23 protein-coding genes are annotated in these 25,391 nt (G+C 43.3%); 9 read left to right on the forward strand and 14 right to left on the reverse strand.

Going from position 1 to position 25,391, the window contains the following annotated elements; translation table 11 throughout:
• Nucleotides 1-181: 181 nt before the first annotated feature.
• The 6 genes from ACQKCP_RS09425 to mtgA form a co-directional block, all read right to left on the reverse strand.
• Nucleotides 182-382, reverse strand: coding sequence for a hypothetical protein (locus tag ACQKCP_RS09425; protein ID WP_201568855.1), 201 nt, complete (start codon nt 380-382; stop codon nt 182-184).
• 72 nt (nt 383-454) lie between these two features.
• Nucleotides 455-781, reverse strand: a complete 327-nt coding sequence (locus ACQKCP_RS09430; RefSeq protein WP_427612135.1) for a hypothetical protein — start codon at nt 779-781, stop codon at nt 455-457.
• A 66-nt stretch (nt 782-847) separates the two neighbouring features.
• Nucleotides 848-1,105 (reverse strand): hypothetical protein, encoded by a 258-nt coding sequence (locus ACQKCP_RS09435; RefSeq protein WP_427612136.1) that lies wholly within the window; start codon nt 1,103-1,105, stop codon nt 848-850.
• 63 nt (nt 1,106-1,168) lie between these two features.
• The gene (locus ACQKCP_RS09440) at nt 1,169-1,339 is read right to left on the reverse strand and encodes a hypothetical protein (RefSeq protein ID WP_193834238.1); all 171 of its coding nucleotides are present in this window, start codon (nt 1,337-1,339) and stop codon (nt 1,169-1,171) included.
• 290 nt (nt 1,340-1,629) lie between these two features.
• On the reverse strand, nt 1,630-3,864 hold the full coding sequence (ppk1, locus tag ACQKCP_RS09445) for a polyphosphate kinase 1 (protein ID WP_427612353.1): 2,235 nt from the start codon (nt 3,862-3,864) through the stop codon (nt 1,630-1,632).
• A 149-nt stretch (nt 3,865-4,013) separates the two neighbouring features.
• Complete coding sequence (mtgA, locus tag ACQKCP_RS09450; protein ID WP_201548202.1) at nt 4,014-4,703, reverse strand: monofunctional biosynthetic peptidoglycan transglycosylase; 690 nt, start codon at nt 4,701-4,703, stop codon at nt 4,014-4,016.
• Between the two features lie 297 nt (nt 4,704-5,000).
• Here mtgA and ACQKCP_RS09455 point away from each other — a divergent pair, with 297 nt between their 5' ends.
• The 4 genes from ACQKCP_RS09455 to ACQKCP_RS09470 all read left to right on the forward strand — a co-directional run bounded on the left by ACQKCP_RS09455 (nt 5,001) and on the right by ACQKCP_RS09470 (nt 8,799).
• Entirely contained in the window at nt 5,001-5,309 is a 309-nt protein-coding gene (locus ACQKCP_RS09455) for a glutaredoxin family protein (protein WP_427612137.1), read from the forward strand.
• Between the two features lie 56 nt (nt 5,310-5,365).
• A complete protein-coding gene (locus ACQKCP_RS09460) occupies nt 5,366-6,565 on the forward strand; it encodes an alpha-hydroxy acid oxidase (RefSeq protein ID WP_427612138.1) in 1,200 nt (399 codons plus the stop codon).
• A 185-nt stretch (nt 6,566-6,750) separates the two neighbouring features.
• Complete coding sequence (locus ACQKCP_RS09465; RefSeq protein ID WP_427612139.1) at nt 6,751-7,839, forward strand: rhomboid family intramembrane serine protease; 1,089 nt, start codon at nt 6,751-6,753, stop codon at nt 7,837-7,839.
• Between the two features lie 147 nt (nt 7,840-7,986).
• Complete coding sequence (locus ACQKCP_RS09470; RefSeq protein ID WP_427612140.1) at nt 7,987-8,799, forward strand: MipA/OmpV family protein; 813 nt, start codon at nt 7,987-7,989, stop codon at nt 8,797-8,799.
• A 169-nt stretch (nt 8,800-8,968) separates the two neighbouring features.
• On the opposite strand, the gene ACQKCP_RS09475 is transcribed toward ACQKCP_RS09470, so the two are convergent.
• Both ACQKCP_RS09475 and fumC read right to left on the reverse strand, forming a co-directional pair.
• Nucleotides 8,969-9,643: a DUF4145 domain-containing protein gene (locus tag ACQKCP_RS09475; protein WP_427612141.1), complete on the reverse strand. Its 675-nt coding sequence runs from the start codon at nt 9,641-9,643 to the stop codon at nt 8,969-8,971.
• 292 nt (nt 9,644-9,935) lie between these two features.
• Nucleotides 9,936-11,339: a class II fumarate hydratase gene (gene fumC, locus ACQKCP_RS09480; RefSeq protein ID WP_394212776.1), complete on the reverse strand. Its 1,404-nt coding sequence runs from the start codon at nt 11,337-11,339 to the stop codon at nt 9,936-9,938.
• Between the two features lie 212 nt (nt 11,340-11,551).
• On the opposite strand from fumC, the gene ACQKCP_RS09485 reads away from it, so the two are divergent.
• A complete protein-coding gene (locus ACQKCP_RS09485) occupies nt 11,552-12,217 on the forward strand; it encodes a 5-formyltetrahydrofolate cyclo-ligase (protein ID WP_427612142.1) in 666 nt (221 codons plus the stop codon).
• Nucleotides 12,217-12,456: a hypothetical protein gene (locus ACQKCP_RS09490; protein WP_427612143.1), complete on the forward strand. Its 240-nt coding sequence runs from the start codon at nt 12,217-12,219 to the stop codon at nt 12,454-12,456. Before ACQKCP_RS09485 ends, ACQKCP_RS09490 begins: the two co-directional genes overlap by 1 nt.
• 99 nt (nt 12,457-12,555) lie before the next feature.
• Here the strand turns inward: ACQKCP_RS09490 and ACQKCP_RS09495 are convergent, their stop codons facing one another.
• Nucleotides 12,556-13,917, reverse strand: a complete 1,362-nt coding sequence (locus ACQKCP_RS09495) for a Na+/H+ antiporter family protein (RefSeq protein WP_101205176.1) — start codon at nt 13,915-13,917, stop codon at nt 12,556-12,558.
• Between the two features lie 434 nt (nt 13,918-14,351).
• Here ACQKCP_RS09495 and lon point away from each other — a divergent pair, with 434 nt between their 5' ends.
• Both lon and ACQKCP_RS09505 read left to right on the forward strand, forming a co-directional pair.
• Nucleotides 14,352-16,955, forward strand: coding sequence for an endopeptidase La (gene lon, locus ACQKCP_RS09500; RefSeq protein WP_427612144.1), 2,604 nt, complete (start codon nt 14,352-14,354; stop codon nt 16,953-16,955).
• Nucleotides 16,956-17,316: 361 nt separating this feature from the next.
• Entirely contained in the window at nt 17,317-17,874 is a 558-nt protein-coding gene (locus ACQKCP_RS09505; protein ID WP_427612145.1) for a superoxide dismutase family protein, read from the forward strand.
• 408 nt (nt 17,875-18,282) lie between these two features.
• Here the strand turns inward: ACQKCP_RS09505 and topA are convergent, their stop codons facing one another.
• Both topA and ACQKCP_RS09515 read right to left on the reverse strand, forming a co-directional pair.
• A complete protein-coding gene (gene topA, locus ACQKCP_RS09510) occupies nt 18,283-20,949 on the reverse strand; it encodes a type I DNA topoisomerase (protein WP_427612146.1) in 2,667 nt (888 codons plus the stop codon).
• Between the two features lie 283 nt (nt 20,950-21,232).
• Entirely contained in the window at nt 21,233-21,829 is a 597-nt protein-coding gene (locus ACQKCP_RS09515) for a hypothetical protein (protein WP_427612147.1), read from the reverse strand.
• A gap of 357 nt (nt 21,830-22,186) precedes the next feature.
• Between ACQKCP_RS09515 and ACQKCP_RS09520 the strand changes: the two genes are divergently transcribed.
• Complete coding sequence (locus ACQKCP_RS09520) at nt 22,187-22,726, forward strand: DUF2799 domain-containing protein (RefSeq protein WP_227679306.1); 540 nt, start codon at nt 22,187-22,189, stop codon at nt 22,724-22,726.
• Between the two features lie 225 nt (nt 22,727-22,951).
• Here the strand turns inward: ACQKCP_RS09520 and ACQKCP_RS09525 are convergent, their stop codons facing one another.
• The 3 genes from ACQKCP_RS09525 to ACQKCP_RS09535 form a co-directional block, all read right to left on the reverse strand.
• The gene (locus tag ACQKCP_RS09525; protein WP_201548193.1) at nt 22,952-23,353 is read right to left on the reverse strand and encodes an ExbD/TolR family protein; all 402 of its coding nucleotides are present in this window, start codon (nt 23,351-23,353) and stop codon (nt 22,952-22,954) included.
• Nucleotides 23,354-23,494: 141 nt separating this feature from the next.
• Nucleotides 23,495-24,184, reverse strand: a complete 690-nt coding sequence (locus ACQKCP_RS09530; protein ID WP_427612148.1) for a MotA/TolQ/ExbB proton channel family protein — start codon at nt 24,182-24,184, stop codon at nt 23,495-23,497.
• Nucleotides 24,185-24,292: 108 nt separating this feature from the next.
• Nucleotides 24,293-25,252, reverse strand: a complete 960-nt coding sequence (locus ACQKCP_RS09535; RefSeq protein ID WP_427612149.1) for a TonB family protein — start codon at nt 25,250-25,252, stop codon at nt 24,293-24,295.
• Between the last annotated feature and the right edge of the window lie 139 nt (nt 25,253-25,391).

Consider the following 25,391-nt stretch of genomic DNA (forward strand, 5'->3'; position numbering starts at 1 on the left):
ACCTAAACCTGTTACCTATATAATGTTGAAAGTAAAAATGCAGGAAGCAAAAATATAGGAAACAAAAAAAGGCACTATGTTTGATACGAGTTATATACTCTTACCAAATACAGTGCCTTTTTATCTATATACAAATGCCTATTTATGTACAAATACTAATAGCTATTAATATAGTGAATTCTTACTTTTTATCTTCCATCAATGGACTATCATACTGTTTGTTGCTCTTGGCAACATTATGCGGATCATGATCTTCCGTAGCCTTTTCTGCTGCGGCTGGATTTGCTTTTTGTAATGCATCATCAGGGACAATACCATTATTGTCATCTGCATCTTTTAAGCTATGATCGTTATTGACGCTTTCGTTATGTGAGTTATTCATTAATACTCCCTACTATGATAATTACTCGTCTAACCCAAGAAACACTATAGATCTGTCGAAATTTAAACCTATCTAATCTTTTTCATCAGGATTTAAAATACGGGTTTGTGCGTTATCAATGTTGGCATAACGATTTAAATCATTAATACCCTCACTTTTTGGTGCTGCACTACCGACAGTATCTTCATTGATATTGTCATCAAATGCGGTACTTCCTTCTTGATCACGGCGATCTGGTTGGCGCGCTGGATTGTCATTGTCATTTACATGTTCTGAGTCGACCACAGATTCATCAAAAGTATCAGTCCCTTTGTTCTCAGTAGTATTTTTTTCAATTGCACTATGATCATCAGATCCTAGTACTTTTTTCTTGTCTATTGCTAAGTCTTTGGCTTGCATTATCATATCCTCTTTTTATATTTATAATTTTATCGATTTGGTTAGCCTGCAGTTACCTATATTCCTTTACTTATTACCTTTTTGGCTCAAGTCATAGGCACTTAGTTCTGCTGCGTTCTTGCCACCAGCTGGAAGGTCTTCTTCTTTACGTGGGTCAGCATAAACTTCGTCAGTCTCTTGTGAGTCTTGCTCAGGGCCATCAATTTCAGGCTTGTGCTTGCGCCCTGCATAGCTATCTTTAGGGTTTTCTAACTCATTAGCAGCAGGGTCATCCACGATTACTTTTTCTTCTGTGTCTGTTGCTACTGGTTCTTGCATAGTCATGGCGCGTCCCTCGCTTTATTATTGGTTATTATTAATTATTAGGTCGATGTTTGATGTCGTAGATTACTTATCAGTACGTAGATCATCATCGATAAAAGGTGTTTGCTCTTCTTCGCTTAATGATTCAGGAGCGTCGACTTTTTTATTCTCTGCTAAGTTCTTCTCAACTTCCTGACCATTTACCTGTTCTACAGCTTGTTTTATATCTGAATTGTCATCGTTAGTAGTACTCATGGTTCATTTCCTATTATTATGATTTTATTAAATTGTTTTGAACTTGCACCAACGCCCAAATGAGTAACCAATACTTATCAAGTAGCGTCAGGATTGATATTAATTATAGGTATGACGTTGGGTAATGCACCAGTGTACTGCCGTATCAATATGTGAATAATTGTGAGGTTGCAAGTCAGTTTGTAACTTTTACAATTGGTGAGCACAAAAAACCAAGCACCAGTATTTACCAGTGCTTGGTCAGATAGATAATTGAATAGCTGATTATCGCCTAAAGGTGCTTTTACGGATTAGCTAGACTCTTCGACACGATTAATCGTTTTTAATAAATGCTCTTGTGCGACATGTGGCTCCTCACCTGCTGCTGGCTGTAGCTGCTGCCAAACGCCAGTGCCATCAAGTGTCCACGCTTGTGTATTATCCTGTAAGTAGTTAATTAAGCCATCTTGATAAATCTGCTTAAACAGTTTCTTGTTCTCAATCGGGAACGCCACTTCTACACGATGGAACAGGTTACGATCCATCCAGTCTGCACTACCGCAGTATAAACGCTCATCGCCATTATTATAGAAATAATAAACGCGTGTATGCTCCAAAAACCGACCGATAACAGAACGCACAGTGATGTTTTCAGAGAGTCCTTTTACTTGTGGACGTAAACAACACATAGACCGCAGAATTAACTCAATCTTAACGCCTGCCTGCGAGGCATCGTATAACTTATCAATAAGGCGGCGCTCAGTTAACGCATTGGCTTTGATAATGATATGAGAACGTTTGCCCGCTTTGGCATGAGCGATTTCATCATCGATAAAGCTCATTAGTTTTTCATGCAGCGTAAACGGGGCATGTAGCAGTTTTTTGAGGTTGGCAGGCTTACCCATGCCGGTTAGCTCTTGGAAAATCTTGTGAACGTCTTCTGAGATATCAGGATCAGCGCTAAACAGACCATAATCCGTATAAACCTTGGCATTGGCCGCGTGATAGTTACCGGTGCCCAGATGCACATAACGGCGGATTCGGTCTTCCTCGCGGCGTACGATTAGCATGAGCTTGGCATGGGTCTTGTAACCGACGATACCGTAGACCACGACCGCGCCTGCTTCTTGTAGATAGTTGGCAACTGCGATATTAGACGCTTCATCAAAACGCGCACGCAGTTCAATAACAGCCGTGACTTCTTTGCCATTACGAGCGGCGGCGGCAAGTGCTTTGACGATTTCTGAATTGGTGCCTGAACGATATAGCGTTTGTTTAATCGCCAATACTTTAGGGTCGCTGGCCGCTTGCCAAAGTAAATTAATAATCGGAGAAAAGGCATGAAAAGGATGATGAACCAACACATCGCTTTTACGCATGGCAGCGAACATACTGGTCGATTTATCTGACTTATCCATTTCTCGGCGGAATGCCTTTGGCACGACATGAGTAAATGGCTGGTAGCGTAGTGCAGGAATATTAAAGTCAAACAGTAAACGCGTTAGGTTGACTGGGCCATTGACACGGTATAGCTGATTGTCATGCAGCTCAAACTCATTGAGCAGATACTCACTGATATGCGTTGGGCAATCGGTTGTGACTTCAAGGCGCACCTTATCACCAAAGCGGCGGTTTTCAAGCTCGCCTTCTAGTGCTTTGGCAATATCTTCGACATCATCAGCCAAATCTAAATCAGCATTACGTGTCAGCCTAAATTGATGACAGCCTGTCACACTCATTCCAGGGAATAGCTCACCGATATGCTCATGAATGATAGCGGATAGCATCACATGATGCTCTTTGCCACCAGTTAGCTCATCTGGCAGGCGTATCACACGCGGTAGACTGCGCGGCGCAGGTACAATCGCTAAGTTGATATCGCGTCCAAAGGCGTCTTTACCTTCCAATGTGGCGATAAAGTTTAAGCTTTTATTTACAAGACGCGGGAACGGATGCGCCGGATCAATACTAATCGGCGTCAATACGGGTACGACTTGCTCCGTAAAATAGCGCTTCATCCATGCAGACTGTTCAGCGTTTAGCTCATCACGCTTTAGGTAGCGGATATCTTCGAGCGCAAGTGCTGGCAGGATATCCTCATTAAGAATACGATACTGCTCACTGATTGCAGCATGAGTGATAATAGATATCTCGTTTAGCACTTCGCTAGGACGCATGCCATGAGCACTGGTAGATATATCACCGATATTGAGCTTTTGCATGATACCAGCGACACGAATCTCAAAAAACTCATCAAGATTGGATGAAAAAATAATCAAGAAAAATAAGCGCTCAAGCAATGGGTGACGCGAACTAGATGCCTGCGCTAATACCCGCAGATGAAACTGTAGTAAAGACAAATCACGATTGATATAACTGCTCGGTGAATAGCTGCCATCTGCTGAGCGTTGCCATTCGATTTCTGCTAAATTATTCTGGATACTATCTACACTAATGTCTTCACTAATATTGTCATTAGCGCCGTCTTCAACATTATTAACGTCAATCATATCGTTAACATCACTACTGCCCTGATTACTAGTCATCTCTACCACGTCACTACTCCTTTTGCGTTATCGATACGCCATCATCTTTTATCGTTCTGTCTTTTCTAGGGCATGCCCTAGTTTTATTCGAAATAGCCGAGCCTACAACATTCGATCCTATAATCTAGCCCAACCCTAATGCTTTATACTTATGAAGAGGCTTGCGGTAATACAGCATTTTTCATGCGTTTTTTGATAATACGTTGCTTGTTACGCAAACGCTTATCACCTTGATTGTCTTCGTAGTACTTTGGATTGGTAAGCATCGCAATTAGAAGCGCTGACTCATCTCGGTTTAGATTGGCCGCAGACTTATCGAAATAATGATGCGCTGCTGCATCAATACCATAGATACCGTTGCCAAACTCCGCCACATTTAGGTAAGCGGTCATAATGCGCTGCTTGTCCCACAAGGTCTCAATCATCACAGTGATGACAGCCTCTTCCGCTTTACGCACATAAGAGCGATGCGAGGTTAGGAACAAGTTCTTTGCCAATTGCTGAGTAATCGTTGAGCCACCAGCAGACATTTTGCCTGTCTCTTCATTTTTCTTTTGCGCCGCTTTGATACCTTTAAAATCAAAACCACTGTGCTGACTAAACGTCGAGTCTTCACTCACAATCGCTGCTTGCTTGGCAGATTTGGCAATCGCATCATATTCAGCCCATGTCTGAGTGACTGTGCCGCCCGTTAGGCGATGCGTCAACATAAACATACTGTTGTTGATTGGCTGCGTTTTCCAAATTAATAGTAGCCCAACGACCAATATATGAAATGCGACAACCAGTAGCATAATTGCCAATAACAGACGTTTGATAAATGTGCCAAAACTTGCCATGCGCGATATCCGAGTGGTTAAAAAAGTAATAAGATAAGGTTGATACTCTATCAATAACTATGAGACATCAACTAAGAATCAATGATTATAAATGGGCTATTTATAGCCAATCATTAACTGTTGAGCATTAGTCATTAATAACGATCAATAGCAGGTCATCTTACCTAATCTCACAATCGCTGTCATTATTTACCCCACTTCTTTATGATGTAATGACCGTTAAAGTATTTTATGTTTTAAATAAGCGCATGCTGAGCATCAGCGCTTTGCAATCAATATGAAGATAAGAGACTAACCATGCACGATGATAATATAGAAGTATTACGAGCGCGTGTTATTGCAGCAAGCCCAAGCCTAAACAGCACTGAAAATAACAATCAATGGTGGCTACTGGGCACCTCGGGCTGTCATTTATGTGATATCGCTGAGCAAATAATTACTCAGTTTCAGGCGGTACAACCGATTAGTTATCAACATGTCGATATTGCAGACTTTGATGAGGCACTTATGATGGAATTTGCCACCACTATTCCTGTAATTTTGACGCCATCCAAACGATTAAACTATCCGTTTTCGGTGGTGGATTTACAGCAGCTGATCGTTTAATAGCATTAGACATATAACAAAGACGTCCTATTACGATGATAAAGTGGTGAGAAATCATGAAAGATTTAAAACCTGTCTTAAAGAAAATAACAGAGATTGAAGACCTGCGCCGTGTCGCCGAGCGTAAAGTGCCGCGCATGTTTTATGACTATGTCGATTCAGGCTCATGGACTGAGACCACGTATCGCAGTAATGAAACTGACTTTGACCGTATCAAGCTACGCCAACGGGTATTGGTCGATATGGACAATCGCAGCCTAGCGACACAAATGATTGGCGAGTCCGTCAATATGCCCGTTGCCATCGCCCCAACTGGGTTCACTGGCATGATATGGGCAGATGGCGAAATTCACGCCGCGCGTGCCGCTGAAAAATTTGGCGTGCCCTTCTCGCTCTCGACCATGAGCATCTGCTCTATCGAAGATATCGCTACTCATACCAGCAAGCCGTTTTGGTTTCAGTTATATGTCATGCGCGACCAAGACTATATGGCCAATCTGATTCAACGGGCCAAAGATGCCAATTGCTCAGCACTGATATTAACTGCCGACTTGCAGGTCATGGGTCAGCGTCATAAAGATATCAAAAACGGTTTGTCTGCACCGCCGAAACCGACACTTACCAATATCATAAACCTAATGACCAAGCCGCAATGGTGTATGAGTATGCTAGGCACTAAACGTCGTAGCTTTGGCAATATCGTCGGTCATGCCAAAGGCGTTGAAGACTTGTCATCATTAAGCTCATGGACAGAAGAGCAGTTTGATCCACGTTTGAGCTGGGATGATGTAGCGCGTATCAAAGATATGTGGGGCGGCAAGCTCATCATCAAAGGCATCATGGAACCTGAAGATGCCATCATGGCTGCCCGTAGCGGTGCTGATGCACTGGTCGTCTCTAACCATGGTGGCCGCCAATTAGATGGCGCACTGTCTTCTATTTCTGCACTATCTGACATCGTACAAGCCGTCCATGCTGAGGATAGCGATATCGAGGTATGGTTAGATAGTGGTATTCGCTCCGGTCAAGATGTACTAAAAGCCATCTCATTGGGTGCAAAGGGCACAATGATTGGTCGCGCTTTCCTCTATGGACTGGGTGCTTATGGTGAAGATGGCGTACGCCGCGCGCTTGAAATCATCTACAAAGAGTGTGATATCTCAATGGCGTTCTGCGGTCATACCGATATCAATAAAGTTACGGACGATATCTTGGTAAAAGGCACTTATGAAAATCTTAAAGTTGGTCATTTTTAGAGCTGTTCATTTTCAAGAGCTATCCGTTTTTCAGAACTTTCCATTTCTAAGAACTATCTAGTTTTAAAAGCTATCAAGTCATAAAGATTATAAAAACTTGTACTATGATGACCTGCGGATACATAACATTATCTGACCATACCCTTTATACTATCTATACAACATTTTGATGATATCTCGCTTTTATGACCATTCAACAACTATTAAAAACAGCACCCGTCACTACCCTGCTATTAGCCAGCTTTATTGGGCTATTTATTATGCAGATATTGACGGGCGTCGATGCCAACAATCCCTCCACTGAAGCGCTGCTCAAATGGGGTGCCAATGCATTACCATTTACCATGGGTGATGATCCTTGGCGACTGGTCAGCAGTGCGTTTTTGCACATTGGTTTGATGCATTTATTGTTTAATGGGTTTGCCATGTATTTCTTTGGGCAGATTGCCGAGCCGATGTTTGGCTCAGCCAAATTTTTAGCGTTATTTTTACTAGCAGCAATTGGCGGTAACTTGCTCAATAGCTATGTCACATGGCAAAGTATATTGGATGGTACGGGACAGCCTGGACTATCAGCTGGCGCATCAGGCGGTATCATGGGCATTGGTGCGGCACTATTAATCGCGGCACTATTTAAAATATCGGTCAATGGCATGGTGCTCAATCTAAAAAGCCTGATATTTATTATGGGCATCAACCTCGTCTATGGGTTTGCCGTACCGGGTATTGATAATGCTGGTCATATCGGTGGCGCAATCACAGGTTTAGTGATTGCATTAGCTTTTGCCATTGGCTACCGTCAGCGTCTAGCAGTCGCTATACAAAACGCAGCGATTCAGCAGCAGCGCACGCTAAACGCTTATCAAACCAACTATTCATATAGTGCTCACGACACCCCATCATATAACAGTCATTATAGTGGCCAGTATAATGACCAACACGATAATCAAAGTCCGTATGATGCCACTTCTATCGAACAATCGCCTTATCTTAATTCTGCTTCGACTGAGCAAGATACTGTGCTTGCTAACAATGAAACGAATGTGTCTGATATAAATGCTAACAATAGTGCTGAAAGCGTTACTGCTAACAATTCACCGTTAAGTCATGAAGCTGTTCATCATAATAGTATTGAACCCGAAGCACTTAAAAAACCTTCCATTATTTGGCAACTATTACCATGGTTGGCGATGTTACTTATTAGCATTGGTTTTGTCTGGTGGTGGCAAGATATTCATCAACAGTTACTGCAAGTACTAAAAGCCATTGAGTAAATGCTCATACTTATCTATCATTGCTATATAGTCTCCAAAAACAGCATACTGACCTATATTACTGATTCATTTTATAGCTTGCCCTTTTGAACACGTTTTGCTTAATCGCACCACTCAGTTATTTATACTCACTTACGAGATCCAATTATGTTAAAAATTGCAGCGCTACCTAATATCTCTACACGTACTATATTTAGCGCGTTCACAGCTACTGCACTACTTAGTGTGGCTAACATGTCTAACGCCGCACTTTTTAATGACAACCTGCCGACTGACAAAGATGCTGAGCTCAGCGTTGGGGTCAATGTCATGGCAGTCAAATCGGCCTATGATCTCGAAGACAGCACTGAAGTGCGCGTGCTACCAGGTGCATTTTATGACAACAACAAAGTCTATGTACGCGGTGCGCAAGCTGGTGCGTATCTGATCAATGATGGTGTCAATCAGCTGTCTGCTTATGCCAAGCTTGCAGGTTCTGAGTTTGATCCTGATGATGCCAATGGCGCACTGCAAGGCTTGGATGAGCGTAAATCATCAGCAGAAGCAGGTCTTAGCTATCAGCGTCGTACGGCTATTGGCGGCATCCGCGCGCAGATAGGTGCTGATGTATTAGATCGTAGTGGTGGTAACACGGCTCGCTTGACCTACCTTTCTAGAATTACTAGAGGCAAGCTGACGGTTTATCCAAGCATCGGCTTTGAATATCATGATGCTGATTACAATGAATACTACTATGGCGTCAGTGAAAAAGAGTCAGCAGAGACAGGCGTTGACGCTTATAAATCTAACTCAAGCCTGAATCCGTATATCAATATCAGTGCTAACTATGACTTTAATGAGCGCTGGGCAGGATTTGCCAATCAAAGCGTGAGCTATGTACCAAATGAGCAATACGATAGCCCAATGGTTGACTCTCGTACTGAAGCGGCGACAACGCTTGGTTTGCTTTATAAGTTTTAATTCAGCTTAGAATTTTGATAACAAAAAGACCTTGCCGCGTGATGTGGTAAGGTCTTTTTTTATGACAACTTTAATTGTAAGGTATGCCTAGCGCACCGATAATATAGCTATTTCTTGAAACTGGTATGTGAGACGCAGCCTAGTCTAGAAAATCCTTTTAAATATGTAGTTAAAGATTACTAACTTTGGATTTAGCATCTTTATCTTCTGCAGATTTCCTCGGACCTTCTGGAGTGAGTTGATACAAAGCGTCTAGTTCTTTTGGTTCTGAAATCCCTTTTTTTACTATGAAATTAAGAAGGTCAAACATTTTAGATGCTACAAAATCAAAATCTTCTTCTTTCATTGTTCCTGGATGTACAGCATTATTACCTGTAATGCGTACAGTGTCAGCTACTTTAACAACCATTGGAGGTAAGATATTTTTAGCAGCAAGACTACGGATATCGTTATTTATATTACTTCCATCCTCACCGAGGTGCTTACATAGTTTCTGCAACCCCAATCTAAGTAAAGCTGCTGCTCCACGAGGCGACTTTGAGAATATTCTTGCTGCCTCCACATAGTCAATTTTTACATCTTCGGGCATATCATTTTCAGGTAAGGCAGCCATACCGTTATCTGGAAATAAAATCTCGGCATTTTTAGCTATTCTTCCATACGAACTTTCATCATATTCAGTTACTCTCCACAAGCTATTCTCGTCACAGCATGAGCAAAGTGACTCATAATACTTTGTATATGAATTGGTATTTTTTAACTGATTCCAAGTCATATGTGAATAAGTGCCACATAAAGGACAATGGAAGCCGTTTTTTTTGAATTCTGGTGCAATAAATTTCATACTTATTTAACCTTTCTGGTACTTATCGATTCTATATGATACTAGTATTAGCTTCATAGTTTAAAGGCATAGATCTGAAAATGAAATTAAGCTATAAAATAACGAAATACTAATTTTTTTATTATAATCAACAATGAAAAAAGACCTTGCCACATTACATGACAAGGTCTTTTTATTTCTAGATTCTTAGTGGCACAAATGTGACACTGCTACTAGAAAGACGAGGGCAAATTGTACTTATCATACATTAAGCAAGTCTGACACCGTAGCAGGTCGTTATTTTGTCTACTGCTTACTTAGGATGTACCATATCAGCAGGAATGACCCACTCATCAAACTGCGCTTCAGTTAGTAGCTCTAGCTCAACCGCAACTTGCTTCAAAGTTTTGTTTTCTTTATAAGCCGTCTTAGCGATTTTGGCTGCATTTTCATAGCCAACATGACGGTTCAATGACGTCACTAGCATCAATGAGTTGTGCAAGAAGTCATCGATTTTGTCTTTTACTGGCTCGATACCAACGGCACAGTTTTCGTTGAAGCTGTTGCAAGCATCGCCAAGCAGCTTGATAGATTGTAACAAGTTAAAGGCGATAACTGGCTTATACACGTTTAGCTCAAAGTTACCTGACGCACCAGCCATGCTGATAGTCGTGTCGTTACCCATGACCTGAGCGACAACCATCGTCATTGCTTCTGACTGAGTTGGGTTTACTTTGCCTGGCATGATAGAAGAGCCTGGCTCATTTTCAGGAATCGTCAACTCGCCAAGACCACAACGAGGGCCAGATGCCAACCAACGTACGTCGTTAGCGATTTTGTTTAAGCTGGCTGCTAGCGTCTTTAATGCGCCTGAGGCGAATACTTCTGCATCACGAGCGGCTAGTGCTTCGAATTTGTTTGGTGACGTGACGAATGGCAAGCCAGTCAAAGTCGCTAGTTGCTCAGCTGATTTTACTGCATAGTCAGGGTGGGCATTTAGACCAGTACCAACCGCAGTACCGCCTAGTGGCAATTCATATAGGCCTTGTAGCGCGTTGTCGATACGAGTTAACGCGTGGTCAAGTTGGCTCACATAGCCGCTGAACTCTTGGCCTAGGGTCAAAGGCGTCGCGTCTTGTAGATGCGTACGACCAATTTTTACGATGCTATCGAATTCTTTGGCTTTTGCCGCTAGCGTATCGCGTAGTGCTTTTACCGCTGGAATCAATAAGCTGTTGATCTGACGAGCAGCAGCCACACGAATCGCCGTTGGGAAGCTGTCATTGGTAGACTGTGCATGGTTCACATGGTCATTTGGGTGAATTGGCGTGTAGCTGCCACGCTCAGAACCAGCGATTTCGTTAGCACGGTTGGCCAATACTTCGTTCATGTTCATGTTTGACTGGGTGCCAGAACCTGTCTGCCATACGACCAATGGGAACTGATCGACCAGACCACCATTGATGATTTCGTCAGCGGCTTGTACGATAAGGTCACGCTTGTCGCCTTCGATACGCTCTAGGCTTGCATTGGTAATCGCAGCGGCTTTTTTGACCAGTGCCATCGCTTCAATCATTGGACGTGGCAATGTCTCGCCACCGATTTTGAAGTTTTCGCGGCTACGCTGAGTTTGCGCACCCCAATAAGCATCAGCTGGGACTTCTACGTTACCCATGGTGTCTTTTTCGGTACGAGTTGCCTGATTCTGTGTCGACATAACTACCCTCTTTACTGGTTTGTTGTTAGATAACTGAACGATAAAAAGTGCAACAGCTGCTGCACATAAACGGAAATACGATGTAAAGTGGCGTTATGATAGCATGACTAAGGCGTGTTGAATATTCACAAATAGCCTTGATCAATGCCTAAAAACGAATGTCTAAAAACGCCTGTCACCACCAATCTGATACTTCATTGGATAAGATACCTATGCACTCTAAAACTATGCCCACTGAGCCAAAAACTTTTAACTCACAAGAGCCCACACTAAGTAACCCTCCTAGACGACACTTTACTCGCCAACGCCGTCAGTTGAATGTTGGCGCGCGCAGACAATTTGCTCAATCTGCAAGCTTACATTTGACCAAACTACAGCAGCGATTGCCTACACATGCGCGTATTGGACTTTATTATGATGGCTTTGGTGAGCTACCCACTCAGCCACTATTGGACTGGTGTCAGCGCTTAGGCTATTTACCTTATTTACCAATTGTTGGTTCACTTAGTCGTACTAGCAATGGCAATGATGATAAGCGCCTGCGCTTTGTACCTGTTTATCATTCAAAATTGATCAACGTCCCTACTCGCATTCACCAATTAGGCATGAAACAAAACCACAGTCGCGCTTTACTATGGGCATCAGAACTAGACATGATTATTTGTCCACTGGTAGCGGTTGATCTAAATGGTAATCGTATGGGCATGGGTGGCGGGTTCTATGATACGACCCTTGGAAAAAGCTATCGATCAGGTGCGTCAAGGCCGTTAAAAATTGGCTGGTGCTATGATTTTCAAGTGGTTGAACAATTAGCACGTCAACCGTGGGATGTGCCATTAGATGGTTTAATTACCCCAAGCGGCATAAGGTGGTTTTAATGAAAGACCATAAACAGTTTGAACAAGATTCCAGTGCAGACAGTGTGGATGAGTATTTGCAGACATTAGGCAATGGGGAGGCTAGAGAGCAACGCTACTACAGTCAAGAACAGCCCTTTAGCGCTGATGAGATGGCAAAGCTAGTCAATGAAGAACGCTTAAATGCGTTGCTCGCGCAAAGTGATACATTTTTGAGCAGTTTGAATGGTGAGATAAAAGATTTTGATGATGAGTATTAAAAAATATATTAATTAAGCAATAAAGAGAAATGAAAAAGGCGAGCATAGCTTATAGCTATACTCGCCCTTTATATTAAACCTAATCATTCAAATCACTTACTACAACACCATCGCTGCAATCCAACCAAAGGCCAGTAGCGGAATATTGTAGTGTAAGAATGTCGGTATCACACTGTCTTTAATATGGTCATGCTGTCCATCGATGTTTAGACCAGAGGTTGGCCCCAATGTCGAATCTGACGCAGGCGAACCGGCATCCCCAAGCGCGCCAGCCGTACCGATAATCGCCACAGTAGCCAATGGCGAAAATCCTAATGAAATGCATAGAGGTACATAAATCGCAGCCAAAATAGGAATGGTCGAGAATGAAGAACCGATACCCATAGTCACAATCAAACCAATCAATAGCATAATAAATGCCGCCATCGCTTTGTTACCAGCGAATAGTGAGGCTGCGCCATCGACCAATGGTTGAATCTGCTCAGTGGCTTTCATTACTTCAGCGAAGCCCTGCGCGGTAATCATAATAAAGCCAATCATCGCCATCAGTTTGATACCGTCATTAAAGACGCCATCAGCATCACGCCACTTCACCACGCCGGTCGCCATAAACACACCAAAGCCAAACATTGAGCCCAGTAGTAGCGAGTCAGTATATAGCTGCACCACAAAAGCCGTAACGATAGCAGCCAGTGCAACCAGTGTCTTTAGCTTGCTTTGCGACTGTGCGCCAGCAGCAGTTTTGCTTAATGCATCACCTTCTACTACGGCATCATGCGCTTGCTGATCTATCGCAATCTGCTGATATGCGCGTGGCTTACGGTAGCTAATAAATACAGCAACCAGCAGACCAATTAGCATACCCAGTGCAGGAATCGCCATAGCCTGCACCACAGAAATATTAGCAACATCAATACCTGCTTCACCCACGTTTTTTAGCATAATCTGATTGAGGTAGATATCACCAAAGCCATAAGGAATAAACATATAGGTGGTGACCAGTCCGAAAGTAATCAGACAAGCAATCAGGCGTCTATCAATCTGCATGCGATTGAATGCTAATAATAGTGGCGGTACCAGTAATGGAATAAAGGCAATATGAATAGGGATTAAGTTTTGGCTAAAGCAGCTCATAGTAATGAGGCCTGCAAACAGCATGTACTTAATCATGCCACTCGTACCAGCAGCATCAATACGCTTGATGACCGCGCCTGCCAATGACTGCGGCAAACCTGAATGAGCAATCGCTACCGCAAACGCCCCAAGCAGTGCATACGACAACGCAATCTCTGCGCCATTACGGATGCCTTCTTGAAAAGCATTGAGCGTATCAGTAATACCAAGCCCTGCTAGCAGTCCACCTGCCAGCGCCCCGATTAATAAACTGAGCACCACGTGCACTCGCGAAAGTGACAGTCCTAGCATGATAATAACTGCTAGCAATACTGCATTGATGGCCATGTGTTGCCCCTTGTTCTTTATACTTTGGTCTTAATGAGACCTATGAATATTGAAACTAATGAATATCGCCCTGTTGTCTAAAACGTCTCAATATGAGAGCCTGTTTTAGACGCGCGCCAGTTTACCTTATTTTGGGTATAAAGCCTACGCATAGAACCGATTAGGCATCAACATAGGTAGCCAAATACCACCTATACATCTAAACCCTCTTCTATAATTTCTGACTGTCTTTATCCTTCACAGACCAGTTATACCGTTGACGACATGTCATTGGTAACATTGATTGCATTAATAACTGGGCACTCAGACAACTATTTAACAAAGATAAGCAGACGACTTCACCAATCAGCCTTGCAATTTTTTTCGTGAGCACCATTTATCTAAACATGAACCACGAACTTGACTTTACAAGTCTGGGGAACGAGGAAAAACATATGAGTGAACATAATATTGATAAAGACAACATCGACATCGATGTATCATCTGCCCTTAACACTGACACGACGTCTGATGCAAATACTGACACTGACGCTAACATCAGTGCTGACGCGAATAATGAGACAGAAATCTCATCTACGGATGCGTCAAATGCCTCATTCAACGCTGTCAAAGACAATGAAGATGAAAGCTATCTGCCACTGCTAGCCTTACGCGACGTCGTCGTCTATCCACATATGCAGATTGCATTGTTTGTGGGACGTGCGCCATCGGTGAAAGCGGTTGAGTTGGCACAAGCTGAGTATGGCAACAAAGTATTAGTAGTCGCGCAAAAAGACTCACTGACCGAAGATATTGATCAAGATAACTTGTATCAGTACGGTACGGTGTGTCGCATCGTCAGCACCATGCCCCATGATAGCGATGAGAACTGCATTAAAGTATTGATCGAAGGTCAATACCGCGCTCGTGTCGATAACATAGAAGGCCATGACGATTTATTGATGGCGAGATTTGAACGTGCCGACCTCGATGTCAGCATGGATGAGAGCCAACAGAAAAACACCATTCAAGCATTAACTACATTATTCGAAAGCTATGCAGATGCGCGACTTCGCAATGCACGTGAGCTGACTCGTGTGGCCAAACGTATCGACGACTTGCTTGAGTTGGTTTATTTCATCTCAACTCGTGTGTCGATGGATCTTGATATCAAACAGTCTTTCCTAGAAGAAGACGATATCAAAACGCATATCAATACTTTGACTGAATATCTGGTCAAGCAAAGTGCTGAGCAAAATATCGAACAAGATATCCAAGATGCTGTCCGTCAGCAAATGGAAGACAATCAGCGCGAATACTTCTTGAACGAGAAGATGAAAGCCATTAAAAATGAGCTGTCAGATATGAATGACGGTGCATTCGATGGTGAAGATGATGTGGCTGAGCTAGAGCAGCGTTTAGAAGATGCTGACTTGCCAGACGATGTACGCAAAAAAGCTGAGCAAGAGTTCAAAAAGCTCAAAATGATGCCACCTGCGTCAAGTGAGTCATCAGTGGTACGCAACTATATTGAATGGATTTTGGATACGCCGTGGAATGCGACGACCAAAGTATCTATCAATCTAGACAAAGCTAAGACGGTATTAGACGAAGACCATTACGGTCTACAAGATGTAAAAGACCGCATTTTAGAATATCTCGCCGTGCAATCACGCGTGAAGAAGCTTCGTGGCCCGATTCTATGTCTCGTCGGTCCTCCAGGTGTCGGTAAAACCTCATTGGGTGAATCTATCGCCCGTGCCACGGGTCGCAAGTTTGTGCGTATGGCGCTTGGTGGCGTACGTGATGAGGCAGAGATTCGTGGTCATCGCCGTACTTATATCGGTGCAATGCCAGGTAAAATTGTACAGTCATTGGCAAAAGTAGAAGTCAAAAACCCGCTATTCCTATTGGATGAAATCGATAAGATGGCGCAAGACTTCCGCGGTGATCCAGCATCAGCGTTGCTTGAAGTATTGGACCCATCACAGAACGATACGTTTAACGACCATTATTTAGATATGGACTTAGATTTGTCGCAAGTGATGTTTATCTGTACTGCTAACAGTATGGATATTCCGCCTGCGCTGCTTGACCGTATGGAAGTTATTCGTCTGCCTGGTTATACCGAAGAAGAAAAGGTCAGTATCGCACAGAAATACCTAGTACCAAAAGCGATTAAGCAAAACGGTCTTAAAGAAGGTGAAATTGAGATTGTTGAAGCAGCATTGCACAGCATCGTGCGTAGCTATACGCGTGAAGCAGGTGTCCGTAACCTTGAGCGTGAAGTGAATAAAATCTGCCGTAAAGTGGTTCGCGGTTCGGTTGAAACTCATGGTGCTCGCGCTCCGAAAAAAGCAGAACGTCAGCTAGTGACAGTCGATGACAAAAATATCGATGATTATCTAGGTGTACATCAGTATGACTACGGTCTGGCTGAAGAAGAGCCTGAGATTGGTCGTATTACTGGTCTTGCATGGACTCAGGTCGGTGGTGAGCTATTGACCATCGAAGCGGTCGGTATGAAAGGTAAAGGCGAGCTTAGCTTTACCGGTTCACTAGGCGATGTAATGAAAGAGTCAATTCGCGCAGCCATGAGCGTGGTTCGTGCTCGCGGTGATAGCTTAGGTATTGACTACGAGACGTTTAAAACAACAGACGTCCATGTGCATATGCCAGAAGGCGCCACGCCAAAAGACGGCCCATCAGCTGGTGGTGCACTGACGACAGCGCTAGTCTCTGCGTTGACAGGTATCGCTATCCGTCCAGATATTGCGATGACAGGTGAGATTACCTTACGCGGTAAGATCCTACGTATCGGTGGTCTCAAAGAGAAATTGCTTGCGGCACATCGCGGCGGTATCAAGCACGTCTTGATCCCAGCGACCAATGAGCGAGATTTGGCTGATATCCCTGATAACGTGAAAGAAGGCTTAACCATTCAGCCAGTTGCCACGATTGAGGAAATCTTAAAGGTTGCTTTGGTCAGTATGCCAACACCAATCAAACCTGCCAAAGTGACTGTTGATAAAACCTCTGGAAAAGCACTGCATAATTAATTGAACCTTTATTAAACTCGTCTTATAGATTAGGAAGCCGCTTATCACAATGATGGGCGGTTTTTTTTATGCCTGTTTATTGTTCATTTGCTTGCAGTTCGTAGCCTTCTTAATAGGGTTCTCACACATTTAAAGCCATTTAATTTCAAAATTATTTATGCTACTTCGTTTTTCAAACCCATACGATACTTACATTTATTAACTGATTGTTGCGCATTTGATGAATAACTATAGAGTCAGCTTGGCTATACTGACTCCGATGTTAACGAATATTAACACCGATTTTTATAGAACAATAACGATAGATATTCGTGGCTTTGATGAATATTAAAAATAACAACTCAAACAATTGGAGATAATAATGAATAAGACATTACTTGCAAGCACCCTATTATGCGGTTCAGCGTTAGCAGTGACTGGCTGCCAAACCGTAGAAAACCAAATGCAAACAGGCAATCCTTTAGCACAGCCGACGCTAAAATCAACTATAAATACGGTAGATGGCGAGAAGAAAGAAGTTGGTCAAGTTTTCTTACGTCCAGTCGATGGCGGTGTCCAAGTTTACGGTAAACTCACTAACTTACAGCCAGGCAGAACTGTCTCATTACATATCCATGAAACAGGTAGCTGTGACGTCATGGGTAAAGCAGCAGGCGGTCACTTCAACCCAGACAACAAGCCACACTCCAATCCAGATGACATGAATGGTCATGCTGGTGACTTGCCAAACTTAACTGCTAATGAAGATGGTGTTGCTACTATCAACTATGTGAATAAGAAAATCGCAGCGACTGAAGCAGGCAAATACAGCGTAAATCGTTTGGCCTTTATCGTACATGCTGGCGTTGACGACTATACCAGTCAGCCTTCAGGTAATGCAGGCGATCGTATTGGTTGCGGTATCATCGTAAAAAACTAATACTATCTAAACCTATGAACTTAAGCTAGGTTTGCAAACGTAGAAATAGCTTAAAAGAAATATTATAGGCGCAAAAAAAACCCTCTTAAACTGTAAGAGGGTTTTTTATTGGAAGTAACTATTAGGTTTGTTTAAGCAAATATAAAGCTAGGGCGTGTCTTCATTTTGAAAATGGTGATAAAAATGAGATAAATTGCAGTCAAACAAGGAAAATAGCGCAGATAATATCGAGATATTAGTCAGCTATTTGACGCCGTTTGGCAAGATTTAGCCATTTTTAACCCATTTAGATAAATATCGATTGAATTGAGGACACGCCCTAATACAAGAAAGACCAATGCAAATTGTACCTGTAGTACATTAAATGAGTCTGACGCTATAAAAGCCCTATACTGGATTTAACAATAGTTACTCCTCTACCCATTCACCTTTACGCCAGTAAACACCCCAACGTGTGGCCTTGCCGTTTTTCTCAGAGCCGATATACTGCTCTTTTTTCTTACGTGACCAGCGCAAGATGGTTGGGTTACCTTCAGGATCTTCATCTGGCCCTGCAAACAGATACTGGAACTTATCTTCCATTTTATCTTTAATTTCTCGTAGCTCAGCCAGCTTTGGCGGACGTGTCTCGCGCACTTTTGGAAACTTAGACGCTGCTAAGAACATCCCAGCCGCCCCTTCACGCAAGATGAAATAATCATCGTGCTTGGTCGACTTTAGCTCTGGTAGGTGGATTGGGTCCATACGTGGCGGTGCTGCTTCGCCTGTTTTTAGTACCTTGCGCGTATTATCACAGTTCTGACAAGCAAAGTACGGACCAAAGCGTCCTGTTTTAAGCTCCATCTGTCCATCACACTTGTTACAGTCAATGGTTGGTGCATCTGAGCCAGGTACTTCAAATTTACCTTCTTCTAGAATATAACCATCGCAATCAGGGTTGTTACCGCAAATGTGTAGTTTGAGACCACCATCTACGATGTAACCATTCATCGCCGTGCCACATTTCGGACAGCGTTTTTTCTCCATCAAATCTTTAACTTCTGCCGCCTCGTCATCACCTTCCGCATCATCTAGATTGGCGAATGCTTCGACTGGCATTAGATTTTTGGTGCCTTTACAGCGCTCTTTTGGCGGTAGATTGTAGCCAGTACAGCCTAAGAATACACCTGTTGACCCTGTGCGCAGTTGCATAGGACGATCACAGATATCGCAATGGACATCTGGCACGTCAGTCGGATCGTTTGGACGCATACCATCTTTTTCTTTGGCACGCTCTAGAGTCGTTTTGAACTCGCCATAGAAATTATCAAGCACATCTTTCCAGTCTTGATCACCCTCTGCCACATGATCGAGCTTGTCCTCTAACGCAGCGGTAAAAGTATAATCCATTAAATCTGGAAAGCTAGCCGTCAATCTATCAGTGACGATATCACCCATTTTTTCAGCAAATAAACGCTTGTTCTCAAGCTTCACGTAGCCGCGATCTTGAATGGTTGAGATAATTGAGGCATACGTCGATGGACGACCGATACCTTTTTTCTCAAGCTCTTTTACTAGACTGGCTTCAGTATAGCGAGGCGCAGGCTTGGTAAAGTGTTGACTTGGATCTAGCTTATCTAGGTTTAACTTATCGCCTTTCTTGACATCAGGCAGTAAGGTATCGTCAGTCTTGGCCGGTGGCATGACTCTTGTGTAGCCATCAAACACCATGGTACGACCGCGCGCTTTTAACTCGATATCGTCTGCGCCTACAAATAGGTTCACTGATAGGTATTTGGCAGGTAACATCTGACACGCCACAAATTGACGCCAGATTAGCTCATATAGACGTATTGCATCACGCTCAACACCTTTGAGCTGTGTTGACTTCATATTGACATTAGAAGGACGAATTGCTTCATGCGCCTCTTGTGCGCCCTGCTTGTTACCATAGAAATTTGGCTTTTCTGGCACGTATTTTGCGCCATAGCTATCTTCGATATGACCACGGACAGCAGCAAGCGCGTCGCCTGATAAGAATGTCGAATCGGTACGCATATAAGTAATATGACCTGCTTCATACAGACGCTGCGCTAAAATCATGGTTTTCTTAACAGAGAAACCTAAGCGGGTACTAGCAGCCTGTTGCAAGGTCGAAGTAATAAATGGCGCGCTTGGACGTGATTGCGTTGGTTTCTCTTCACGCTCTTTGACGATAAAATCGCTTGCCTTGAGCACCTCTAACACTTTATCGGTCTGCTCTTTATTACCAAGTTTTAAAGTTTTGCCACCTTGTTTGGTCGCCTCTAAGCGGATACCGATTTGCTCAGCATCTGAGGTTTTTTTTGCTTTACCATTGGCAATGTGCGTGTCTGCATGAATTTGCCAGTACTCTTCTGGAATGAATGCGCGAATCTCATGCTCACGCTCGACGACCAAGCGCATAGCGACTGACTGTACACGGCCTGCCGACAGTCCTCGGGCAATCTTTTGCCATAATAATGGCGATACCATAAAGCCAACAACACGGTCCAAGAATCTGCGCGCTTGCTGCGCGTTCACGCGGTCAATGTCTAATTTCGAAGGCTGTTTAAACGCACTTTGAATAGCTGACTTGGTAATCTCGTTAAAGACCACACGTTGATACTTGCTATCAGGGCCACCGATGACTTCTTTTAGATGCCAAGCAATCGCTTCCCCTTCTCTATCCATATCCGTTGCTAGATAGATTTTTTCAGCGTCTTTGGCTAATGCTTTAAGCTCTTTGATGACTTTGGTTTTGTTTGGTAGTACTTCATAGACTGCCGCCCAATCATGCTCTGGATCTACACCCATGCGGCGTACCAGTGCTTGTTGCGCTTTTTCTTCTTTGGTCAGACTGTCATCTTTTTTAGCGGTTGTGGCTTTCTTTGCACTTTTGCTCGCACTGACCGGCAAATCACGGACGTGACCGATACTTGAGCGTACGATAAAGTCATCACCAAGGTATTTATTAATCGTTTTTGCCTTGGCTGGTGATTCTACAATCACCAAAGACTTACCCTTCGGGCTGTCAGCAGCTGGTGCTGGACTTTTTTTGGTTGTGGTTTTTGCCATGTTTGACGACACCATAATATAAGTAAATTAAAAGTAAGGTTAAATTCAGCAGCACGGCAATTTATGGAAGCTGATACTCACGGTTTGACCATGGTTCAGCTATTTATAGTAATAATCGCTGCTGATAAAAAAGGTTATAAAACAAATAATAACCATAAAATAAAGATATAGTTATAAAGACGTTACACTGCTAAGCGTTAAACTGTCAACTTTAAATAATTTGAATATGATAAACCGCTTGCATATTGCCCTTTAATGGAGACGAAAAAACGCTTTACTAGGTTTATGCTTGTTTTTGCATCTGTAGCGCCCATTTCTCAAGGTTTTCTTTGAGCACTAATAAGTCCGCTTCGATCCGTTTTTGATGATACGTTGGGTTAGATGCTGGACGTACGTAGGCAATATCTTCCCAATAAATAATAATGCTATTTGCCTTGGTCAATAGACCTTTAACAAACGGCTCGATACTTACTGGCAGCTCTAACGGCACTTGATCCAAGCTAAAATCAATCTTTTTGACTACTGGATTATTGCTGATTTGACTAGATCGAATCGCACTGGGAATAGTAAGCGTCTTATCATCTGTACTGGTATCAACAAAACTACTGTCTGGTCGCCACTGTCCATCAATCACTTGATAACGGGTATGCGGCAGTTTAGTGTCTTCAAATATTAGGCAGTATTGTCCAAGCATACCGCGGCCATACTCATTGTCACGGCCTTTGATCCAATCAGGGCACGAAACAAGTTTTGGATTGAGCTGTAGACGACGCGCGGTCATACGCAGCTTATCCAAACGCTGATCGATACCGTTCGGTTTGAGCGCCATCATACTCCCTAATACGAATAGTACAATGATAACGCCAATCAATGTTCCCATGATGGTCTGGCCTTTTGACTAAATGAAAAAGATACTAAGAGAGATATAGATAAATATCGCTAATGAACCGTTATTTATAAATAGTACATATAGATTTGCGATTAGCAGGATAATAAACAACGATATATAAGGGCTTATAATGAGCACGAACCATTAAAAATCAAGCGTTGTCGTCCAATCGCGGTGCAACAGGTGCTTTTAAAGCATATGACAATTTAGCAAGTTACGCTATTAAATCAATTATTTAGCGTATACAAAATTACCAACCACAGTACGCTATAAAAACCAGATACGAAAAGTGGTCAGCGCAAAAAAGTGCTATGATAAACCATAATTTTAAACGCGCGCAGGTTTATTATGAATTATCTTATTGAGTCAAACTCATCGGGCGCTTATCACGCTCGCAAGCTGACAAGTAAAGTCATGAGCAAAGCAGGCATGAGCTTATCGCTACTTGGCGCGGTCGTACTGACATTATCGGGCTGTGCCACGACTCAGAGCCTAACTCCGCAGCAGTGTCAAAGCAGTAACTGGCAAGAAGTCGGCTATGCTGATGGCTCGCAAGGACGTTCAGGCGCTTACTTCGGTCACTATACCAATAGCTGCGCCAGTGTCGGCGGTGCTAGCCCTAACCGTATCCAATGGGAGCAAGGCCGTCAACAAGGTCTCAAAAACTACTGTACCGAGCTGAATGCTTATAAGCTCGGCCGCGAAGGCTATGACTGGCAACCTGTCTGTTCGTTAGAGGGTATTGATAAGTTAGAAGAAGCCTACTCCCAAGGGCGCTACTACTATATCCGTCAGCGCGATCTCGACTACTTACGCTCACCTTACCCATTTGGCTACAGACATGCAGGCTTCGGTTACGGCTATCGCCCATTTGGCTACGGCTGGTAAAAAAAGAAAACCTCACTAACGACTTAATTTGAGGTTTAAGTAGTTAATGAGGTTGGAGAAAATTTTATTATTTTAATTGTTTTTATTATAGCGGTGCTTGTCGTCTTACTGGTCGGGCTATTGATTTATCTAGCCAGTTTTCTACTATAGAGCCAAAGCTACTAGTACTAACTCACAGTGCTTAAACTATTCAATGCTTAAGTTCTTAAAGATTTAGCTACTAAGCTACTCATTCACAAAGGCGATTTTGGTCAGTCCAGCGTTACTTGCCGCTGCTAAGACTTGAGCGACCGTATCGTACCTCCCTTCTTTATCCGCACGTAACTGTACCGCTGGATTCTTACCAGTCGCGCCTTGTTGCTGCAAGCGATTCTCTAACTCTTCCATACTGATTGGATCGCTATCCCAGAATATACCCGCGTCTTTATCAATACTGACTTGAATCGCTTCTGGCGGCGTTTCATTGAGCGCGGCACTAGTCTCTGGCAAATCTAAAGGCACCGTCGGATTCAACACGGTCGCTGTCAATAAAAATATAATCATCAATACCAGCATGATATCGATCAGCGGAATGAGGTTCATCTCATCCATGCTTCGTACGTCATCATCACCCAATTGAAATGCCATAGTTACTCTCAATGCTTTTGGTTATTTTCACACAGCCAAGCCGCTTTTTGACGATTTGTCGACTTGTCATTTTAGCCTTTACAGACCTATCGCTTACAGACCTAGCATCTACAGAATCAGTATCTGTAGAAATAATATTATCTATAGCTGCTTTGGTACAGAATTACTGTAGTTGCTGGTATGCTGAGTCTCGCTCGTCGTTGAACGACTGCTCGTTGCAGAGTGCACTTGTGAGGCGCTAGCAGCATGGCTTGCAGTTACCTTGGTAGTATCCACAAGACCCGTTGATTGCGCCAATAAATCATGCGCTCTGTCGTTGGCTTGATACATTATGCGGCGATTGATACGTACTGCAAGGTTGTAAAACACCACGGCTGGAATCGCTACTGCAATACCAAGACCTGTCATAATCAGTGCTTCACCGACTGGCCCTGCAACCTGCCCCAATCCTGCCTGACCACTCATACCGATGTTGTGCAAGGCATGGAAAATACCCCATACCGTACCAAACAAGCCGATGAACGGTGCAATCGCTGCTGTCGTACCAAGAATCGGCAGACCGCGCTCACTAGCAAAACGATAGCGACCGATATGCTTGAGCAAAGTCTGCTCAGTCACCAAACGGCGTGTGGCAGCATCAGTACCAGCCAAATCAGACTGTCTGGCTTGCAATTGCTGACTTAAATCATCTGCTACGTTGGTCGCCAGTTTGCGGCTTTGCAATACGCGGACGATACCTGTCACCCAAGAGAGAATAGATAACGCAAGCAACAAAAAGAACAACGTTTTTGTCACCATGTCGCTGATCTGCCAGTATTGCATAAAGTCCATGTCAGACTCCTTAATGTGTAATGCCATTACATGATACTGAGGTAAATATCATGTTTAGTTTTATAATGAAAGATGATCAATAAATATGTTGTTATAAAATGTGAGTTATCAAGGAACCGCGTAACTGATCGGTAGGGTCACATCACCTACTACGGGTACACCATTCTTAGTAAAGGGTTTGAACTTGCCAGATCGAACTTGACGTCGGGCTTCTTTGTCTACTAGCGGATTACCTGATGATTGAGCAACGCGCACGTTATCGATACCGCCTTGCTTGTTGACTCGTAATACCAAGACAACGTTGAGCGTATCACCAGAACGGGCTCTACGTGCGGCGCGCTCAGGGAAACTAAAGTTTGGCGCAGATGCCCAATTGGCTGAGCTAGCAGTAAAGCTCACAGGCTCATTACTCTGTGCTAAAGCAGCTGCTGCGTCTGCCTCAGCTCTTGCTTGTGCAGCGGCGGCCTCTGCGGCAGCCTTCGCTTGAGCGGCAGCTTTGGCATCAGCGACTCTTTTGGCTTCTTGCTCTGCCCTAGCTTGTGCTTCTTGCTCAGCTTTTCTGGCTTGACGCTCTGATTCAGCTTGGGCAGCTGCTTTGCGCTGTGCTTCAGCTGCTGAGTTATCAACCTTTGGTTTCGGTAGCGGCTCTTTTGGGGCTACTTTTTGACTGGTATCAGGACGAGGCTTTTCTGACGCTATCACAGGCGTCACTTTCGGCTCTGTATTTTTTACAACAAGCTCTTTTGGTTTTACTGGTGTCTCTGTTGGTTTTCTAACCGACTCTTTAGGCTTTGGTTCAGGTTGCGGCGCTGGCTGAACTTGCACCTCAGGCTGTACTTCTTTTTTAGCTGTGACTGTTTGTTTTTCTACTTCAGTTGAGACCGTTTTTGCCGGTAATGACACAAACTTTATCTCAAGCGGTGACATCTCTTTTTTTGGCTCAGGTTTGAGTTCAGGCGTTTTTATTGCCACTAGTGCAATTGCGGCAAGCACATGGAGTCCTAGTACTGCAACAATAGCTAGCAATAACGACTTAAGTGGTGGCGCGTCTAAATCCGTTGAACTCATAACAGCCTAATGTTTATTACTCAGAGTAGAATGGCGTAGATAATAATGCAAACGATAATTATTATCAATAATAATTTACAATATTTTCGCTATTTAATACATCTCTGACACGTGACATTGCTTAGTGATTTTACCTATC

Origin of the sequence: Psychrobacter sp. NPDC078631 (genome assembly GCF_050268165.1) — a bacterium.
In the GTDB taxonomy this organism is placed as follows: Bacteria; Pseudomonadota; Gammaproteobacteria; order Pseudomonadales; family Moraxellaceae; genus Psychrobacter.

Excerpts from the sequence above, each read along its gene's own strand:
- ACQKCP_RS09460 (WP_427612138.1), top strand. The coding sequence starts at position 5,366 with ATGAAAGATTTAAAACCTGTCTTAAAGAAAATAACAGAGATTGAAGAC.
- fumC (WP_394212776.1), bottom strand. The coding sequence starts at position 11,339 with ATGTCGACACAGAATCAGGCAACTCGTACCGAAAAAGACACCATGGGT.
- ACQKCP_RS09435 (WP_427612136.1), bottom strand. The coding sequence starts at position 1,105 with ATGACTATGCAAGAACCAGTAGCAACAGACACAGAAGAAAAAGTAATC.
- ACQKCP_RS09490 (WP_427612143.1), top strand. The coding sequence starts at position 12,217 with ATGAAAGACCATAAACAGTTTGAACAAGATTCCAGTGCAGACAGTGTG.
- ACQKCP_RS09530 (WP_427612148.1), bottom strand. The coding sequence starts at position 24,184 with ATGGACTTTATGCAATACTGGCAGATCAGCGACATGGTGACAAAAACG.
- ppk1 (WP_427612353.1), bottom strand. The coding sequence starts at position 3,864 with ATGACTAGTAATCAGGGCAGTAGTGATGTTAACGATATGATTGACGTT.
- mtgA (WP_201548202.1), bottom strand. The coding sequence starts at position 4,703 with ATGGCAAGTTTTGGCACATTTATCAAACGTCTGTTATTGGCAATTATG.
- ACQKCP_RS09430 (WP_427612135.1), bottom strand. The coding sequence starts at position 781 with ATGCAAGCCAAAGACTTAGCAATAGACAAGAAAAAAGTACTAGGATCT.
- ACQKCP_RS09485 (WP_427612142.1), top strand. The coding sequence starts at position 11,552 with ATGCACTCTAAAACTATGCCCACTGAGCCAAAAACTTTTAACTCACAA.
- ACQKCP_RS09455 (WP_427612137.1), top strand. The coding sequence starts at position 5,001 with ATGCACGATGATAATATAGAAGTATTACGAGCGCGTGTTATTGCAGCA.
- lon (WP_427612144.1), top strand. The coding sequence starts at position 14,352 with ATGAGTGAACATAATATTGATAAAGACAACATCGACATCGATGTATCA.
- ACQKCP_RS09535 (WP_427612149.1), bottom strand. The coding sequence starts at position 25,252 with ATGAGTTCAACGGATTTAGACGCGCCACCACTTAAGTCGTTATTGCTA.
- ACQKCP_RS09475 (WP_427612141.1), bottom strand. The coding sequence starts at position 9,643 with ATGAAATTTATTGCACCAGAATTCAAAAAAAACGGCTTCCATTGTCCT.
- ACQKCP_RS09440 (WP_193834238.1), bottom strand. The coding sequence starts at position 1,339 with ATGAGTACTACTAACGATGACAATTCAGATATAAAACAAGCTGTAGAA.
- ACQKCP_RS09520 (WP_227679306.1), top strand. The coding sequence starts at position 22,187 with ATGAATTATCTTATTGAGTCAAACTCATCGGGCGCTTATCACGCTCGC.
- ACQKCP_RS09515 (WP_427612147.1), bottom strand. The coding sequence starts at position 21,829 with ATGGGAACATTGATTGGCGTTATCATTGTACTATTCGTATTAGGGAGT.
- ACQKCP_RS09495 (WP_101205176.1), bottom strand. The coding sequence starts at position 13,917 with ATGGCCATCAATGCAGTATTGCTAGCAGTTATTATCATGCTAGGACTG.
- ACQKCP_RS09525 (WP_201548193.1), bottom strand. The coding sequence starts at position 23,353 with ATGGCATTTCAATTGGGTGATGATGACGTACGAAGCATGGATGAGATG.
- ACQKCP_RS09465 (WP_427612139.1), top strand. The coding sequence starts at position 6,751 with ATGACCATTCAACAACTATTAAAAACAGCACCCGTCACTACCCTGCTA.
- ACQKCP_RS09425 (WP_201568855.1), bottom strand. The coding sequence starts at position 382 with ATGAATAACTCACATAACGAAAGCGTCAATAACGATCATAGCTTAAAA.
- topA (WP_427612146.1), bottom strand. The coding sequence starts at position 20,949 with ATGGCAAAAACCACAACCAAAAAAAGTCCAGCACCAGCTGCTGACAGC.
- ACQKCP_RS09505 (WP_427612145.1), top strand. The coding sequence starts at position 17,317 with ATGAATAAGACATTACTTGCAAGCACCCTATTATGCGGTTCAGCGTTA.
- ACQKCP_RS09470 (WP_427612140.1), top strand. The coding sequence starts at position 7,987 with ATGTTAAAAATTGCAGCGCTACCTAATATCTCTACACGTACTATATTT.